We start from the raw sequence: 16593 nt of genomic DNA, 5'->3' as shown, positions 1-16593 counted from the left end.
GCATCGAGCCGGGCGGCAATCGAGCACTGGTCCATACCTTCCTCGGAGGCAGTGAACCGGCATGACGAGGTCCTGTCAACAACTCAAGTCGTGGCTTCTGCGGGGGAGTTCGAGGATGCCGCGAAGGATGGACACTTCGTTTCGGCACCTCTGTCGTCGGCGCAGCTTCGGCGAGGCGAGGTGCCCCGTAGATCCACTGGCACGTTGGCGGTGGCAGCACGCCGGAGCGACGACCTCACAAGCCCAACTGGTCGCGCATCGCGTCGGCGTCGCGCAGGGCCCAGTGCTCGACGATTCGGCCGTTGCGGACACGGACCATGTCCATGCTGAGAACCTCGTAGCGCCGGCCGGAGTCCGTGTGGGTGCCCCGGCTGGTGTACCGGTTGACGGAGGTGTCGCCGGAGACGACGTTCTGCTCGATCGTCACCGAGACGTCGTGGAACGCGCTGGCCGCGCTCATCCGCTCCCACTTCTCTCGCCAGGCTTCGCGTCCCCGGTGATCGCCTTGGGTGCCTCCCCGGTGGTCGACGACCTCAGGGTCGATCAGCGTCAGGGCAACTTCGAGCCGGCCTTCCAGGATCTGCGCATAGCTCTCGACGATGCGCCGGTGAATCTCTCCCGGGCCCGGGTGTGCGATGTCTCTTGCTCCCTGCGGCATGCGGCATCTCCTCTGATGGGGATACGTGAGACAGCAAGTGGGGAACTCCCCGTTTAGCTGTTCGGCTACCGTAACCGGGGGAGTCCCCGATTAACAAGGAGGGTCATGCCATCGCAGAGCGCCGGACCTGCGCCGCGTTCGGAACCTCAGCGCCGTCGTCGCGCGGATGCCCAGCGCAACTACGACCTGCTCGTGGCCGCGGCCAGGGGTGTCTTCCACGACCACGGCGTCGACGCCCCGCTCGACGACATCGCCCGCCGGGCCGGCGTCGGGAACGCCACGATGTACCGACACTTCCCGACGCGCCGCGAACTGATCATCGCTGTCTACTCCGAGGAAGTGGCCGAGCTCTGCGCCCGGAGCCGGTCCCTGCTGGCCGAGGATCCTCCCGGCGACGCCCTGTTCGACTGGCTTCAGGATTTCATCGCACACGTGGCAGCCAAGCGGGAACTGGCGCTGTCGATCACTGATGACCGCACCGGTCAGCGATCGGCGCTGTTCGACCGCTGGCACCACTCGATGCATACAGCCGCGTCCGCGCTGCTGACCCGGGCGCAAAGCGCCGGTACTGTCCGGCCCGACCTCACCGCATCGGAACTGCTCGCCCTGGCCAACGGGATCGCCCTGACCACCGCCGACGCCACTCAGGCAGAGCGACTCGTCGAGCTCGTCAGACAGGGCACAGACGTGTAGACCGGCTGGTGATCCGCAGAGGTTCGATTCGGTCGCCTCAGCTGATAAGTGCTGGCTCGCGCCCCGTCTCGTGCCTCAGAATTCTCGGCGTGACAGACACGGAACCCACCGAAGAAGAGACGCCGGACGGGCTGTTGGGCTGGTGCCTGGTGGCCAACGTGGCGCGAGAAACCGCGCACGGCGAGAGCGGCCTCGACATCCAGCACGGCACGAAGCACTTCCGCACAGGTGCCCTGCTGTGGCTCCCGCCCGTGCGCTGGGACCCCGGCTGGGGTCGCTGGCCTGCGGTGGGCCGCCACCGAGGCAACACCCGCCGGTACGTCAACATGATCGTACGCGCGGAAGACCTGGAGAACTTCCGGGTCAAGGGTGTCTACAGCGAAGCTCTGGTGCGCAGCCTCAACGGCTACGATCACGACCCGACCGCCCCGCGGACCCTGCAGAACCCGTGGACCCGCGAGCGGGCCCAGGACTGGGCGGACAGCGGGAACAGCCACCGGGAGCCTCTCTTCATCGAAGGCCACCCCTACGCCCACCCGCGGATCTCCGTTCCGAACCCGCCGCCGGCAGAGATCCAGCTCGACGGTGAGACCCTCCATCTCGCCCGCTACGGCACCAGAGGCGCGCACTACAGCCGCATGCCCCCTCCCGTGGAATGGACCCCCGAGCCGTGATCCGCACGTTCGAACGGCAGGGCGGGGAAGTCTGGCGTCACGGGTGGGGAACTACGTGACGTTCCGCAACTCGTTTCCTTGCTGGAGAGCGGGCATCGCCGAGCGGCAGCAGAGGTCCAGCCTGCCTCTCGTCCTCGTCAGCCACGGAGGAGGCAGAAGGGGTGGCCCGCCGGATCTGCGAAGACCCTCCAACCGCGGGGGTCGACGCGGAGCAGTGTGGCGCCGAAGCTGAGGACTTGCTCCTGGGCCTGGTCCAGGTCCGGGACGTCGAGGTCCAGATGAAACTGCTGCGGATACCTGCTGTCCGGCCATTGCGGCGACCGGTAATCCTTCACGCGCTGAAACGCGAATACGAGGCCAGAGCCCGTGTGAAGGGTCGAAAAGTCGTCACTGACCGCCCACCTGGGATCGGGCTGGTCGACCTCGCCGCCGAGGAGCGACTGGTAGAACGTGGCGAGTTCAAGGACGTCCGGACAGTCCAGAACCACGCACTGCAACTTACCGATCACTGGTGATCCTCCGACAGCAAGGGCCCCGGCTCCGGTGAGCCACGGCCCGACGTGCAGGAAGCACAGCGTGGGGCCGCCGAGCGCGTAGACCTTAGCCGCATCCGAGATGCGGTACTCGGGTGTGGGGATCCGGGCCGGCGCCCTTCACCGTCGAGCCCGTGGACCGGCCGGTCGACACGCCCCGGCGGAACCGCCCGCCCCTCGTGGTCGTCTTGTGCGCTGACTGTGCGACAAGCGGGGATACGGGGGACGTTGTGACGCGGAACGTAACGAAGGCCGGTCTTCTGCTGGCGGCCATGGTGACGGTGCTCGGGGTCTCGGCCTGCGGCGGGGGAGGCGGCGCGGCGGCTGCGGGGACCGGCGGGGCGGTTCCCGTGCACGGGAAGGGGGAGTCCGTGGCGCCCTTCGGGTACGCGACGTCGTCCGGCTCGGCGCCGATGTCTCCCGGCACGGTGGGGACGTTGTCCGGGATCACGCGGACCGCGGCCTCGCCCATCACCCGGCACGTGCCATGGAACCTGGACATTCTGGATCAGCGAGCGCGGCCGCTGAACGGGAGGTTCACAACAACCGCCACGGGCAAAGGCGTTCACGTCTATGTGATCGACACCGGGATGGACATCGCCCACAAGGAGTTCGGCGGACGCGCCCGCCTCGGTGCCGACTTCGTGGGCCCGAAGGACTCCGGTGACTGCTTCAGCGAAGGGGGTATCGGCCACGGCACGTTCGTCGCGGGCATCATCGGCGGGGCCAGGTACGGGGTGGCGCCCAAGGCGGAGCTCGTACGGGTCCAGGGCGTCCTGTGCGAGAGCGAGGGAGGCGGTTCCCCGGCAGCGGCCGAGGCGGCCGTGGTGAAGTCGGTCAAGTGGGTCACCGCGCACGCTCAGAAGCCTGCCGTGGTGAACATGTCGCTCAACTTCGACCACCGGTCGGCGGCCGTGGAGTCCGCCGTGAAGAAGATGGTCGATGCGGGGATCCCGACGGTGGTGGCGGCCGGCAACTTCCACGACGACGCCTGCAAGCACTCCCCGGCCGGCGTCCCCGGCACGATCGTCGTGGCGGCCTCCACCTCGAACGACCGTGCGTGGAGCGACGGCGGGTCCTATGGGTCGGGTTACGGACGGTGCGTGGACCTGTACGCCCCCGGCCAGAAGGTGACCGCCGCGCTGGCCGGCGGCGGTACGACCACGGAGAACGACGGCGCGACATCCTGGGCCGCACCGCACGCGACCGGCGTGATCGCGCTGTACCTGTCGGTACACCCCCACGCCACGGCTCACGAGGTTCACGTCTGGCTCGACCGCACGGCCACTCGCGGTGTCGTACACGGCGTCCGCTCCGACACTCCCAACCGGCTGCTCAACACCGGCGGCCTGTGACCCGTTCCGGGAAAACGCTCACTCTCGTCACCGCCGGCTACGGGACAGAGCCGTTCTCCTTGCAGTCCCGTTCCGGTCGGTGTTGATGTGGGTACTTGCGCATTTTGACGGGGCCGCCCCCGCTTGGACGTTGCCCTTCCTTCGTGGGCACGAGAATGCGTTTCGACAACAGGTACGTGAAAGGGATGGCGACGACTGCGGCCACCAGCGGTGCGTACCGCTTGTCCAGACCCATCCAGTGCACCAGGGCGAACAGGCCCGCGCTCTGCACCACGAAATTCGTGATGTTGGTGAGGGGGAAGAGGAGAAATTTCTTCCAGGTGGGTCGGGTTCGGTAGGTGAAGTACGTGTTCATGAAAAACGAGCCGAGCATGCTCAGCAGGAAGGCGATGGTGTAGGCGCCGAAGTAGGGCATCCACGGCAGCAGCAGCCGATAGAAGACGTAGAACGTTCCGGTGTTGACCGCGCCGACCAGACTGAAGCGAAGGATCTGTTGCAGTTGTCCGGCGCTCATCCGGCGGGGCAAGATCAGATCACCCGGTCGTGTCGGTCGGCGCCCCGCCCGTCACGCCGATCGACGCGTTCGGGGTTGCCGGAGCACCGGTGGGCCTCCTTCACGAGGAAGTGAGGGCGCCGCTTGGTCTCGTAGTAGATGCGTCCGACGTACTCGCCGATCAGACCGAGCATCACCATCTGTACACCGCCGAGGGCCACGATGATCGCGACGAGCGTGACGTAGCCGGGTGTGCTGATGCCGTTGGTCACTGCCTGGACGATGATCCAGAGGGCGTAGGCCGCGCCGACGGCGACCAGACTCAGGCCGCCCCAGATCGCGATGCGCAGTGGCCGGTTGTTGAAAGAGATCAGGCCGTCCATGCCGTAGTTCAGCAGGGAACCGAACTTCCACTTGGTCTCGCCGGCTTCTCGCCGGGCGTTCTGGTAGTCGAAGGTGACGGTGTCGAAGCCGATCCAGGAGAAGAGGCCTTTGGAGAAGCGGTTGTATTCGCCGAGGGAGAGCAGCGCGTCCACCGCGGGCCGGGACAGCATCCTGAAGTCACCGGCGCCATCGGCGAGTTCCACGTCGATCCACCTGTTGACGGCGTAGTAGTAGAGGTGGCTGAGAGTGGAGCGGACCTTCTTGTCTCCCGTGCGGGAGCGACGCGCGATGATCTGGTCATGCCCGAGCTCGTACAGGTCGAGCATCTTCTTGATGAGTTTCGGTGGGTGCTGCAGGTCCGCGTCCATGATCACAACGGCGTCGCCGGTGGCTTCGCGCAGGCCTGCGATCATGCCTGCCTCCTTGCCGAAGTTGCGGCTGAAGGAGACGTAGCGGGTGGCCGCCGGCGCCTTGCGGGCCAGGGCGCGCAGCTTGGCCAGGGTCCCGTCGCAACTGCCGTCATCGACGTAACAGATCTCGTACTCGATCGCCAGGCTGTCGAGCACGCTGCGGGTTGTGGCGTCGAACTGGTCGATGACCGCTTCTTCGTTGAAGCAGGGGACGACGACCGACAGCTTCATCATCGGTTCCTCCTGGCCAGGGAAGCGGTTGAGCGGGTACGGACCACGCCGACGACCGCGGTGGCCAGCAGCACGGCCATGGCCAGAGCGCTCATCAGCAGTCCCGACCTGAGCCCGGGAGTGCGGTAGGAGCAGGCGATGCGCGAGCCGTTGCCCCCCAGATGTACGGCGATCAGCCCACCCAGGGTCCCGGGGGCCCGGGCCGCCTTCCCGCCCACAGAGCACTGCCAGCCCGTCACCGCCGGGACCGAGACCACGGCGGTGCCGGTGGTTCCCTTCGGGAAGGTGGCCGCGATCGAGTGACCGCCGGCTGAGATGTTCGAGGGTCCCGTTTCTCTGAGGTGTCCGACGGCGCGGTCGAGCTTCGCGCGGTCCAGGCAGCCAACCGGGGACTTCGGGATGTACTGCGCCTGGGTGGCGGCGATCTGGACGGTGAGCTTCCCCCCGGCGGCCACCGTGCCCAGCGGGGCCATCCCGTTACTGGTCATGTTGAACAGTCCGGCCTGCTCGAGACCGGGGCCGAGGGCCTTTCCGCGGGAGTCGACCGCGTACACCTGACCGTGGTACCAGGGCGCGTACCAGAGGGCTTCGCTTCCGGACGGGCAGCTCGTCGTGAAGGAGGTCCCTTTGGCGCTCCCGGCGTGGCCCGGCACGTGCCAGTCGCCGTTCCGCCCGATGGCGGGTGCGGGGCCGCCGGCGGGGGCGAGCGGGGGCACTGTGTAGACCTGGGCACCGAGCACCCGTTCCTGGTGTGCCCAGACGGTGGTGTCTTCGACGCGTCGGGTCTGGTCGCCGGGGCGCAGCGTCACCACCGGCGGCGCAGGGGTGGAGTGCTGGGTGAACCCGTTCTTGTTCTGGGCCCGGTCGAGATAGCTGCCTACGCCCATGATCGCGCGGCCGACGGGGTCGTTGAAGCTGAGTGTGTGGCGGCCCTGGATGTACCAGCCGGCGCCCAATGCGTGCAGGGCCGCGGCGGTCTCGGCGGGCACGTAGCTGCTGTAGTACGAACCGCCGGAGCCACCGATGAGCAGAGGATCATTGTCGGCGAACTCGTGCGGGCCGGGGTCGCTGCGGGTGGTGGGCCAGTGATCGTGGGCACGGACCGCGTCGTAGGCGGCCAGGGATCGGCTGCTGAAGGTGTTCTTCGGCCTCCACCAGGGGTTCTCGTCGCGGATCGCGGTGACCGAGAAGACGGTGTACGCGGTGGCGAAGAAGACGGTCATGGTGAGGGCGCCGGTGACGGCGAGCCGGATGCGGCGGTCGGCCTGTCCGCGGTACAGCAGCACCAGCAGGCCGAGGGCGACGGCGCCGCCGGCGATGGTGAGAATCCAGGTGCCGTGAGTGAGGTAGTTGCTGGGACTGACGACCAGGACCAGCACCGTCGTGACGGCCGCGCCGGCCAGAAGCTCCGAAGGGCGTGGAGAGCGGGCAAGGGCCAGCCAGGCGACCATCACCAGCATCGCGGTCAACGCGATGGAGGCACGGTAGGGGCTGCCGTTCGGCATGGCGAGGCCATGCCACAGCAGGATGGTGGGTACCCAGACGTACGAAAGTGCGACCACCACCAGCAGGGCGCACCAGATGAGGCGTTCCTTGCCACGGATGCGACGCATAAAGGGAAAGGTGAAAACCAGGAGCAGCGGCAGCAGGCCGACAGAGATCTGCGGGGCCGCCGGGTTCAGGCCTCCGGGCAGCAGATGAGCCAGGTAGTCGCGGGTGTGTGGCGCGCCCCTATAAGTAGCGGCTGGAGGGGACTGGGAGAACTGACGGGCCTTGAAACTGACCGTGAGGACGGGCGCCGCGAGAAGAATGCCCGTCACGGTCATGGCGGCGGCCCGGAGCAGGGCGTGCCACCGCATGCGTGCAGGGCTCTCGTCGAGCAGCACGCGCACCACGAGGACCAGGACCATGCCGATGGTGGCCATGGCGGCGGTGTAGAAGTTGCCGGCCCAGGCGGCGAAGACGAAGAGGGAACCGAGGATCCAGCGCCGACCCTGCAGACACCAGTCGAAGGCGATGCCGAGAAGGGGGAAGGAGACCAGGCCCCACATCCACATGGGATCGGAGAAGCCGTCAGAAATCATCCAGGCGCTGACCGCGTACCCGACCGCCAGCAGGGCGCGCAGCCAGGGCGAACCGGAACGCAGCCGACCCAGGAAGAGGGTCATCAGGCCGGCCGCGAGCCCCACACTGAAGAGCGTGACGAAGAAGACCGGCAGTTCGACCATGTCGCGAGGGAAAATTCCGACGAGCCAGGAGAACGGGTTCATCAGGTAGGTGATGAAGTCGACGAGAAACGGTGAACCGAATCCACTGCCCCAGTTGAAGATCAAATCACCGTTGGTGTTGCCGTGGATGAGATCCCATAGATGGGCATGGAACGGCACGAACTGATTGCCCAGGTCGTTGACCGCTCGCGACCGCGCGCCGAAGGGATATGTCCCGTGCGCGACCATCGCCAGGCAGTACGCCCCCATGGAGACGGCGGCCGACAGGAGCGCCGCCAGGATCTGCGGACGGGGAGAGTGCCGCGTCGCGGTGGGACAGGTAGGCGTGCGCACTTCGGGGGAAGGTCTCAGCACCGCTCTCTCCCACCCGTCAAATCCCCTCATGTGGCGAACAGTCATAGTTCACCATGAAGTGCCGAAATCTGCCGCGCACGAGGCTCCTGCGTGGCGGCCGCTGCCGAGTCATCGGGGTGCGCCCATTTGGACGGTTGGCTGCTCCCCGGGAACTGCAGAGATCGGACTGCTCCGCTCGGCATACCTACGTCGGGCGGGTGAGTATCGCTGCGCGACGACGGTGGTGCCGACGGCGGTCGGCGAGTTTGTCTCTGTGGGGCTTGCGGGGGCGTCGTCGGCGAGGTCCTCGCCGGGACCGGATCGGTGGGTTGCCCCGCCCCAGTTCTCCGCGGCCGCCGAGCCGCTGCCCGTGGGGGAGCCCAGATAAGCAGGCCCACGGCTTGCGTGCTGGAGGGACGGAGAGGCCGCAGTGCCCTGGCGGTCGCTCAGAGGTGGTCGTCCAGGAACTCCCGTATCTCGGTCATGGTCAGGGGCCCCGAGCCGTGCGCGACCGCCTCTCCTTCCTTCAGCAGGACGTAGGAGGGGGCTCCGGTGATTCCGTATCGCTCTGTCGCGGACGGGCAGCGCGTGATGTCGGTGCGGACGGCCGTCAGGCGGCCCGTGTACTCGTCGGCGATGTCACCCACGACGAGGTCCATCGCCCGGCAGGGCTCGATCGCCTTGGGCCAGGTCCCGGTGAAGTAGGCGAGGACCGGGACTCCGCTCATCCGGAGGATGAAATCGAACTCCGCGTCCTCACGGGGCTGGTGAACCCGCTTCGCCATGCACGCTCCTGACCTCGCGTTCCGTCATTCCTTCCCCATCATCCCCCGCGCGTTGCGGCGGGCCGGACCGGTCGGCTTGCGAGAAGCACGGCAACTACGACCGGGCAGTGACGGCTGTCGCCGTGCTCCGTGCGCCGGGCAGGGTGATGTCCTGGTCCTGTGCGGCCGGCCCTGGGCGGAGGGTCCATGGCACCGGATCGGTATTCGTCAGCCAGCCGGTGGACAGAAGGTGTTGCACGATGAGCCCGCGCATCTGACGCCTCTTGCCCCAGCCCAGGCCCGCGCACAGTTGGCCGAACGAGGGACCATGCCCGTGTTCGGCCCGGTACGCCACGGTGAACCTGGCGACCAGCGGGCCGCACTCCGGGTGCGCCTCCTGCCACCGGTCGTACGCGGCCTTGGCGCCTTCGGAGACGGACGGAGGCGGGTAGGGAGTCATGAACGCCTCCGCAACCCGTTCCGGAGGCAGTGCGCACAGGGCACAGCGCTCGACGGCCTCCGCGTGCCGTCGTAGGGCTGGTGTGGCCGAGTTCTTCCACTCGGCCCATGCGTCAGCGCTGAATTCGAATCTCGGCGTCCTCGGCGGCACGGCCTCGGCGCGGGCAATCGAGGGCGCTGCCACCTCCTCTTCGCCGGTATGCGGACGCAGGCCCGACAAGTGCCGTACTTGAGGGTCCAGGCGGAACCGGTCGGCGGAGAGCTCGGCGAGGAAGCCCTTGTCCAGAAGGCTCGGCACAGCTGCCCGGCAGGCTTCGGGAAGGTCGGACGGGATCTGCCCGAGGAGCGTGGAGGTGCCGTGCGCGGCGAGGAACAGGCCGGCCAGCCGTGCGGCGGGCGGGAGCTTCTTGACCGGCTTGACGGACAGAGCACGTGTGGTCCATCCGGACACGCGCGAGCGCATGATCTTCCCGAAGGGCAGCGGGTGGTCCGTCCCGCAGGCCAGGTCAGGAACGGTGATGGGCACCGGAGGCGCGGCGGGATCGACGTCGAAGAGCGCGTCTCCCACCTGCCAGCCCAGACCCCGAAGGGCATCAACGGCTTCTCGCGAATCGCCCAGCCGCAGAGCGGACAGGTCCGCCCCGGTGACGTTGCCGACGCCACTGCGTGCGGCCCGGACGGCCACCACCACGGCAAGAAGCTGCGCGTCGGGTCCGGGAAGTGACAGCGAGACCACATAACTCAGCAGCCTGCGAGCCGCTTCGCCCTGCTGGGGGGTCAGCAGGAACGGCAGTTGCCGAGACCCCTCGACCGTGACCGCGACGGCGCTGCTGGAGCTGGATTCAGGTTGTGGCACGACCTGTTCAACGCACGAGACAGACCAAAGTCACCCTCCACGTCGACCCTGCCACGCGGGTCACCGAAGAAGACGAAGGTCCCACCCAGTCGCCGGTCCGCCGGCTGACCGCTGGCAAGGCACGCTCCGCCGGAGTCGCTGAACAACGTCTTGTAGATCATGGCCTGGGTGCTGGTGTCCTTGGGCGAGTGGGTTGCCCAGGAAGCCGTCTTCCGATGTGCCCTGGGCCCCAGGACCCGTGAAGACGCTCGGGCCTGGGTGGCGAAGCCGGTCGGCCGCGTGAGATTGCCCAAGCCCGGCTGTATCCCTTCGGCCCGCACGCCTCTCGGTGGCGACCTGCGCAAAGAGCGATCGCGCGCTCCGGCCGGGTCGTCGGCCGGGGAGCCCGCCGCACATATTTTGCGGACGCCGCACAACCCTTCCGATGTCCCGCGGGTCACATCAGGCAGGAGCAAACATCTCCAAAGATCACAAGGGGGAAATATGCGATTCAACCGTTCTGTCCTGACGGCGGCCGCGTTCGCGGCCCTGGCGGTGGGGGCGTCCACCGCTCTGGCGGCGCCCGCCTCGGCCGCGCCCAACACCACGCCGCAGAAGGTCTGCGGCAGCGCCTACAAGACCGTGAACTCCGCGCCCGTCGGCTCCCTGGGCACCGTCTACCTGACGTACAACTCCTCCAACGGCCAGAACTGCGTCGCGACCATCCGCAACAACCCGGGCACCGCCGTGGACATGTCCACTTGGATCTACGTCTCCGACACCGACCAGGGCGACCAGGACTACGGCCAGTACACCTCGTACGCGGGACCGGCCTACGTCTACGGCAAGGGCCACTGCGTCGACTGGGGCGGCAACATCAGCAACGTGTACACCCAGGTGACCGGCTCCAACTGCGCCGCCCTCAAGGAGAACCGGGTCACCGTCACGCGCTGACCCGCCGTTCCCTGCCGGCCGCCACACTCCCGCACCGCCGTCTCCTGACTCGGGTGCCCAGAGCCGACGGGCCCCGGGCCGATGCCCACAACCCGATAGCGGCGCGGGAACGCGACGGCCGACTCGCCCTGGCAGACTCACCGAGTTCTGCCGGGGCGAGCACGTGTTTCAGCTTCCGCAACTCCGCCGCAGACAGGACCCGGTTCCGGCTCGTCGACCGGACCGGTGGCGCGCATCCAGGGTCCGTCCGTGCAAGCTTCGCAACGGATCACTGGATCCCCGCTACCCGGGGACCTTCGGGTTCGCGTCCCGCACATTGTTCATCGGCGAGCGATGAGTTCGGGCAGCGGATCAGGTCTGCCCTGGTATGACTCGAATCATCGCTGACATCTCGGTCTCCCTGGACGGTTTCGTCACCGGGCCCGACCCCGGTCCGGACAGCGGTCTGGGCACCGGCGGCGAGGCCCTGCACACCTGGGCGTTCTCCGATGACCCCGAGGACCGCCGATTCCTCCGTGAGGGGACTGCCCGCTCGGGTGCCGTCGTCCTCGGCCGTCGGCTCTTCGACATTGTCGACGGGCCGAACGGCTGGGACGACGAGACCGGCTACGGCGCCGGCGAGGTCGGCACGCCCGCGTTCGTCGTCGTGACGAGCTCACCGCCGGAGTCGGTGCGGCTCACCGACCTCGACTGGACGTTCGTCACCACCGGTCTGCCCGACGCCGTCGCCGCCGCGCGCGAGCGCGCCGAGGCGGCGTCGTCGGACACCGGCAGGGACCTCGACGTCGTCCTCATGGGCGGCGGCGCCACCGTCGGCTCGGCGCTCGACGCCGGACTGGTCGACACCCTTTCTCTGCACCTGGCGCCCGTCGTTCTGGGCGCCGGAACACCCCTGTTCACCGGCAAAACGCCGCGCACGCTGGTGCAGCGGAGCGTGACCTCGACATCGACCGCGACACATCTGACCTACGACGTCCTCTGACGCGTCGTCGCGACCGGGCTGCGCGGCGACGGCCTCGCCGAGTTCGGCGCCGTCGTACGGCCAGTTGGCGCCTTCACCGTGGGTTCGGCCGGGCGCCGAGCACGGTCGCGACCGGGCCCTGGAAGAGGAACGCACCGGGCGTCTCGGCCAATAACCGGTCGTGCCGTCGGCCCGGACCGAGCCCCCCGGCGGCCGGACCGAGCCCCCCCGGCCGCCGGTCCGCCCGGCGACGGCCGCCACGGTCCGGGACCCGCTGCAGCCGACCCCGATCCGGGGCTGTCCGTACTGCCGGCGGCGACCACGATCGTCGCGCTGCCGGTCACCCCGGAAGCTGCCCGGCCCACGATGCCGCACCTGCGGACCGACATCGTCCCGATCCGCCGTACGCAGTGATCAGCCGGTGGCCCGCTCACGAGGCGAGGCGGGCCGCCGTACAGACGCTCACAGCCACGCGTTCGCCCACGCCACCCCGGTCGGCCGGGCTGCCGGATCCCGCCTGAAGTCCACGAATACGGAGACCACTTGCTCACGGTCATCGAGCACACAGCGGTAGTGACGCTCGGGTGAACCGTCACGGAACTCGACCGCGTAGCCGCCGTCAGCCGCTCCCGCCCGGGCACCGGTTCCGGCCTGGACGTACCGTCCTGACGGACCTTCGAGGATCACGAACCAGTTGTCGTCCGACAAGCGGAGTACGGCCCGTTCCACGGTCTCCAGATCCGGGTCGTCGACCGGCAGGCCGACACACGACCGAAGCCCCAGGGCATCCGCACTCCGCAGCGCGGGCGGGGCATGCACGACGTCGGCCTGCGGGTCGAAGCAGATCAGCCCGCTCTGACCGGCCAGTTCGACGACGCGTGGCGCCACCTCCGCTGCCCGGCCCCACTGCATCCCCATGAGCACATAGCCGTCGCCGACATCCAGGCCCGCCGACCACGGCGACGACTCGTCCGTCGCATCCTCAGCCTCGGGAAACTCGGCAACCAGTGCCGCATAGAACCCGGACAGCCCCGCATGAGGCCGGACAGCCGCGGCCTCGCCGGCGCACAGACGCCGGTGCGTCTCCGACGCCGCGGCAGGCGAGGGGCGCACCTCCTCGAACCACACCGCAAGATCAAAGCTCACGACATCCCCCTGCGAAGATCACCAGCCTCCGACGAAGCGGGATCCTACGCGACCGCACTGACAACCGGCCCTCCGTTCGCCATGCCCCCGGACCGCTACAAGATCCAACAATCTGAGGCGGGGAGCCACCCTGAGGAAAAGTGCCGATCCTCATCACCGGAAGGTCGGGCCGTGCGGTGGGCGGCCCGGCTGACCCCAACTACGGCCGCGACGCCCTCGCCCATGGCCATGGGCCGCACCCGAGCCCTCTCCCGCCGAGGCGGGCCGGACCGGCAACCGGTGGAACTGATTCCGTCGCAAGGGGCAGCGCTGCGGGTGTCTGTCGGCCTCACCGGCCAACTCCACGTCGGCTGATGGGCTGGCGGACAGGCGTCGGCGTACGCGCTGATGTCCGCAGGCGCGCACGGATGAACGTGTTCAGGAAGGACTGCGTGTCGGAGTGGGGCGACGGGAGCCCGGGTTGACGCTTGGGCCGGGCGATCGTCGGCAGGATGACCGGTATCAGGAGGCTGAAGCGCATGCTTGTTCTGGGCCGCTCGCAGGTCGAGGCGCTGCTCGACATGGACGCGCTGATCGATGCCCTGGCGTCGGCGATGGCGGACCTCAGCGCGGGCCGCGCCTCGGTACCCGACCGTGTCGCCGCTCTGGTGCCCGAACGCGACGGATTCCTGGCGGCCATGCCAGGCTTCCTGCCGTCGGCCGGGGCACTGATGACCAAACTGGTGTCCCTCTTCCCGCACAACGACGGGGCACGGATGCCTACCCATCAGGCGCTGATCGTCGCGTTCGATCCGGACACCGGCGAGCCCACCGCCCTACTGGACGGCACCGCCATCACGGCTGCGCGGACCGGCGCCTGCTCCGCGTTGTCGGTGCGCCTGCTGGCCCGGGAGGACGCGACCGTGCTGGCCGTGCTGGGCACGGGCGTCCAGGCCCGGTCCCACGCTCGTGCGATCTGCCGGGTCCGCCCGATCCGGCAGATCCGCGTGGCCGGCCGGGACCCGGCGAAAGCCACGGCCCTGGCCGAGGAACTCTCAGCCGTACTGGAGGCCGAAGTACAGGCCGTGTCCAGCTATGCCGAGGCGCTCGACGGCGCGGACATCGCCGCCGCGACGACGCACGGTGTCGAACCCGTGATTCGCCGCCCCTGGCTGACACCCGGGGTGCACATCACGTCCGTGGGGTTCAACCCGGCGGGCCGGGAGATCGACGACGCCACGATCGCCGAGGCACTGGTGTGCGTCGAATCGCGCCACGCCGTGCTCTCCCCGCTCTTCGGGGGCAGTAACGACCTGCTCATGCCGATCCGCGACGGCCTCATCACAGCCGACCACGTACACGCCGAGCTGGGCGAACTCGTCGCCGGCAGCAAACCGGGGCGCACCGCGCCGGACCAGATCACCCTCTACAAATCAGTCGGCGTGGCAGTACAGGACGCCGCGGCCACGGCCCTGGTCGTCGCGTCCGCCCGCGAGCAGTCGATCGGCGAGGAGATCACCCTGCGCTGAGGCCGCTACCAGCCAACGATTCCCCCGTGCCGAGTGGGGTGTGATCCCGCAACGTAGAACCGTCGCCACCGCACACTTCGGCCGGGGCAGCCGCATCACCTCTGTCCAGGACAGCGCCGACGCTCGGCTCACATACAACCGTGCAGGCTCCTTGTTCGATCTGGTCTATGTGGACTGCCGTCCGGGGAGGTTCCCCCGCCTTGCCGACCTGATCGCTCTCCTCAAGCCGGGCGGCCTGTACATCGTGGACGCCCTGTTGCCACAAGCCACCTGTCCCGCAGACCACCCGGAACGCGTCAACGACTTCTTCGCATGCCTGAACGACTTCTTCGCACGCTTGCCCGATACGCCAACTCCCTTGCCGAGCCGCCTAGATGGGCCTCGGGGTTGATGGAGAGAGCCCGGCTCTGACGCACTATCGTGTACGACATGTCCGCCCCTGAGCTGATCCGCATCGTTTCCCGTGACTCGCCCATGGCCCTGGCCCAGGTGGAGCGCGTCCGCGCCGAACTCGACGCGCTCCACCCCGGCATCCAGACCGTGGTGATCCCGGTCAAGACCACCGGTGACAAATGGATGGGAGACCTCTCCAAGGTCGAGGGCAAGGGGGCGTTCACCAAGGAGGTCGACGCCGCGCTCGTGGCCGGGGAGGCGGACCTCGCGGTGCACTGCGTCAAGGACGTGCCGGCGGACAGACCGCTCCCGGCCGGCACGACCTTCGCGGCGTTCCTCAAGCGCGACGACATCCGGGACGCCCTCGTCCACCCCGGCGGACTGCTCCTCGACGAGCTCCCCGCGGGAACCCGGATCGGAACCTCGTCGGTGCGCCGGGTCGCGCAACTCGCCGCCTCCCACCCGCACCTGGAATGCGTGCCGTTCCGCGGCAACGCCAACCGCCGCCTGGACAAACTCGCCGCGGGCGAAGTCGACGCGCTGCTGCTGGCCGCCTCCGGCCTGGAGCGCATCGGCCGGCCCGACGTGATCACCGAGATCCTGTCGACCGAGGCGATGATCCCACCCATCGGTGCCGGCGTTCTGGCCCTTCAGTGCCGGGAAACCGACACCCCCACGATCGACGTCATCAGCGCCCTGAACGATTCCGACACCTACCGCGAGACCACCGCGGAACGGATGTTCCTGCACGTCCTCCAAGGCCACTGCAACAGCCCGATCGCCGGATACGCGAAAGCGTCTCGGGGTGATCTGTCGCTGCGCGCCTGTGTGTTCAGTCCCGACGGAAAGACCGTCCTGAACGCCCATGAATGGGCCGGGCGACTCAGTCCCTCAGACCTCGGTGCCTCCGTCGCACTGGCTCTACTGAGGCAGGGAGCTCGCGAACTGATCGACAGCATCGCCCACTGACGTACGAACGCCAGGCCTGCGTTCTCTCGCGGGAGGACAACAGTGAGGACGGGCCGGCTGCCCCGTCTCCCTCATGTACCCCGTCTCCCTCACACAACCTGGCCGCGAGGGCTGTCGGCGGCATCGGTGGTAGGAGCTCTCGATGCGCCCGGCAACGTTCTCAGGCCGGGCAACAGCGTTGTTCAGGCGGTCACGGCGGGGCGGGACCTTCCGTGCTGACCCCGAGCTCCCGGGCCACCTCCGGGACGGTCTTCCCGGAAAAGTGCCGAGAGCGACCGTGTCCCGTTTGAACTCCTCCGTGTACTGCCCGCAGAGGTCGTCCTTGCTTCCCACCTGGCACTACACCTTTGTGGGACCTCACGTCCCGGTCTCCTAGCGTCCATGATCAAGGGGAAGGTGTACTCCCGACGGCCACCCGGTGTGCGTGGGCACCCGTTGACCTGCTAGCGTCCTCCTCACCTCGAAAACCTGTTGACACGGGTCGAGCGGGGAGGCAGGGTTGAACAGTTGCCTAGAGCTGGACACGTCCGGCGGCAGCGGTTAGAGTTTGCTCGCTTCTCAAAGAAATCGACACGTCGATTCAGAAGAAGCCACTCCTGATGATTCAGAAAT

The 16593-nt window shown here is 68.3% G+C and carries 15 protein-coding genes and 1 pseudogene; 7 read left to right on the top strand and 9 right to left on the bottom strand.

Features of this window, described 5'->3' with window-relative positions; translation table 11 throughout:
• Positions 1-235 precede the first annotated feature (235 nt).
• Entirely contained in the window at positions 236-658 is a 423-nt protein-coding gene (locus ACIQRL_RS23420; RefSeq protein ID WP_401334539.1) for an ester cyclase, read from the bottom strand.
• 192 nt (positions 659-850) lie between these two features.
• Between ACIQRL_RS23420 and ACIQRL_RS23415 the strand changes: the two genes are divergently transcribed.
• Both ACIQRL_RS23415 and ACIQRL_RS23410 read left to right on the top strand, forming a co-directional pair.
• Positions 851-1351, top strand: coding sequence for a TetR/AcrR family transcriptional regulator (locus ACIQRL_RS23415; RefSeq protein WP_401334536.1), 501 nt, complete (start codon positions 851-853; stop codon positions 1349-1351).
• Between the two features lie 89 nt (positions 1352-1440).
• Positions 1441-2025, top strand: coding sequence for a hypothetical protein (locus tag ACIQRL_RS23410; RefSeq protein WP_401334534.1), 585 nt, complete (start codon positions 1441-1443; stop codon positions 2023-2025).
• A 137-nt stretch (positions 2026-2162) separates the two neighbouring features.
• On the opposite strand, the gene ACIQRL_RS23405 is transcribed toward ACIQRL_RS23410, so the two are convergent.
• Positions 2163-2534: a VOC family protein gene (locus ACIQRL_RS23405; protein ID WP_401334531.1), complete on the bottom strand. Its 372-nt coding sequence runs from the start codon at positions 2532-2534 to the stop codon at positions 2163-2165.
• Between the two features lie 254 nt (positions 2535-2788).
• On the opposite strand from ACIQRL_RS23405, the gene ACIQRL_RS23400 reads away from it, so the two are divergent.
• Positions 2789-3913 carry a S8 family peptidase gene (locus tag ACIQRL_RS23400; protein ID WP_401334529.1) on the top strand — a complete coding sequence of 375 codons (1125 nt, stop codon included), beginning with the start codon at positions 2789-2791 and terminating at the stop codon, positions 3911-3913.
• Between the two features lie 37 nt (positions 3914-3950).
• On the opposite strand, the gene ACIQRL_RS23395 is transcribed toward ACIQRL_RS23400, so the two are convergent.
• From ACIQRL_RS23395 to ACIQRL_RS23370, 6 genes and pseudogenes are all read right to left on the bottom strand, one after another.
• The gene (locus ACIQRL_RS23395; protein ID WP_401334526.1) at positions 3951-4427 is read right to left on the bottom strand and encodes a GtrA family protein; all 477 of its coding nucleotides are present in this window, start codon (positions 4425-4427) and stop codon (positions 3951-3953) included.
• 14 nt (positions 4428-4441) lie between these two features.
• Entirely contained in the window at positions 4442-5431 is a 990-nt protein-coding gene (locus ACIQRL_RS23390; RefSeq protein WP_401335489.1) for a glycosyltransferase family 2 protein, read from the bottom strand.
• The gene (locus tag ACIQRL_RS23385; protein ID WP_401334524.1) at positions 5431-8013 is read right to left on the bottom strand and encodes a YfhO family protein; all 2583 of its coding nucleotides are present in this window, start codon (positions 8011-8013) and stop codon (positions 5431-5433) included. Before ACIQRL_RS23385 ends, ACIQRL_RS23390 begins: the two co-directional genes overlap by 1 nt.
• 214 nt (positions 8014-8227) lie before the next feature.
• Positions 8228-8335: pseudogene (locus ACIQRL_RS23380) on the bottom strand (IS5/IS1182 family transposase); the annotation flags it as partial.
• Between the two features lie 103 nt (positions 8336-8438).
• Positions 8439-8777, bottom strand: coding sequence for a thioredoxin family protein (locus ACIQRL_RS23375; protein ID WP_401334521.1), 339 nt, complete (start codon positions 8775-8777; stop codon positions 8439-8441).
• A gap of 94 nt (positions 8778-8871) precedes the next feature.
• Complete coding sequence (locus tag ACIQRL_RS23370; RefSeq protein ID WP_401334520.1) at positions 8872-10071, bottom strand: hypothetical protein; 1200 nt, start codon at positions 10069-10071, stop codon at positions 8872-8874.
• A gap of 483 nt (positions 10072-10554) precedes the next feature.
• On the opposite strand from ACIQRL_RS23370, the gene ACIQRL_RS23365 reads away from it, so the two are divergent.
• Positions 10555-11004, top strand: a complete 450-nt coding sequence (locus tag ACIQRL_RS23365; RefSeq protein WP_401334518.1) for a spore-associated protein — start codon at positions 10555-10557, stop codon at positions 11002-11004.
• 367 nt (positions 11005-11371) lie between these two features.
• Positions 11372-11986: a dihydrofolate reductase family protein gene (locus ACIQRL_RS23360; RefSeq protein WP_401334515.1), complete on the top strand. Its 615-nt coding sequence runs from the start codon at positions 11372-11374 to the stop codon at positions 11984-11986.
• Between the two features lie 441 nt (positions 11987-12427).
• On the opposite strand, the gene ACIQRL_RS23355 is transcribed toward ACIQRL_RS23360, so the two are convergent.
• Positions 12428-13093 carry a hypothetical protein gene (locus ACIQRL_RS23355; RefSeq protein ID WP_401334512.1) on the bottom strand — a complete coding sequence of 222 codons (666 nt, stop codon included), beginning with the start codon at positions 13091-13093 and terminating at the stop codon, positions 12428-12430.
• 536 nt (positions 13094-13629) lie between these two features.
• Here ACIQRL_RS23355 and ACIQRL_RS23350 point away from each other — a divergent pair.
• Together ACIQRL_RS23350 and hemC are read left to right on the top strand one after the other, a co-directional pair.
• A complete protein-coding gene (locus tag ACIQRL_RS23350) occupies positions 13630-14619 on the top strand; it encodes an ornithine cyclodeaminase family protein (RefSeq protein ID WP_401335487.1) in 990 nt (329 codons plus the stop codon).
• A gap of 429 nt (positions 14620-15048) precedes the next feature.
• The gene (gene hemC, locus ACIQRL_RS23345) at positions 15049-15981 is read left to right on the top strand and encodes a hydroxymethylbilane synthase (protein WP_401334510.1); all 933 of its coding nucleotides are present in this window, start codon (positions 15049-15051) and stop codon (positions 15979-15981) included.
• Positions 15982-16593 lie beyond the last annotated feature (612 nt).

It is taken from the genome of Streptomyces sp. NPDC091209 (genome assembly GCF_044757755.1).
In the GTDB taxonomy this organism is placed as follows: domain Bacteria; phylum Actinomycetota; class Actinomycetes; order Streptomycetales; family Streptomycetaceae; genus Streptomyces.
This window is presented reverse-complemented; position numbering and strand designations above follow the sequence as displayed.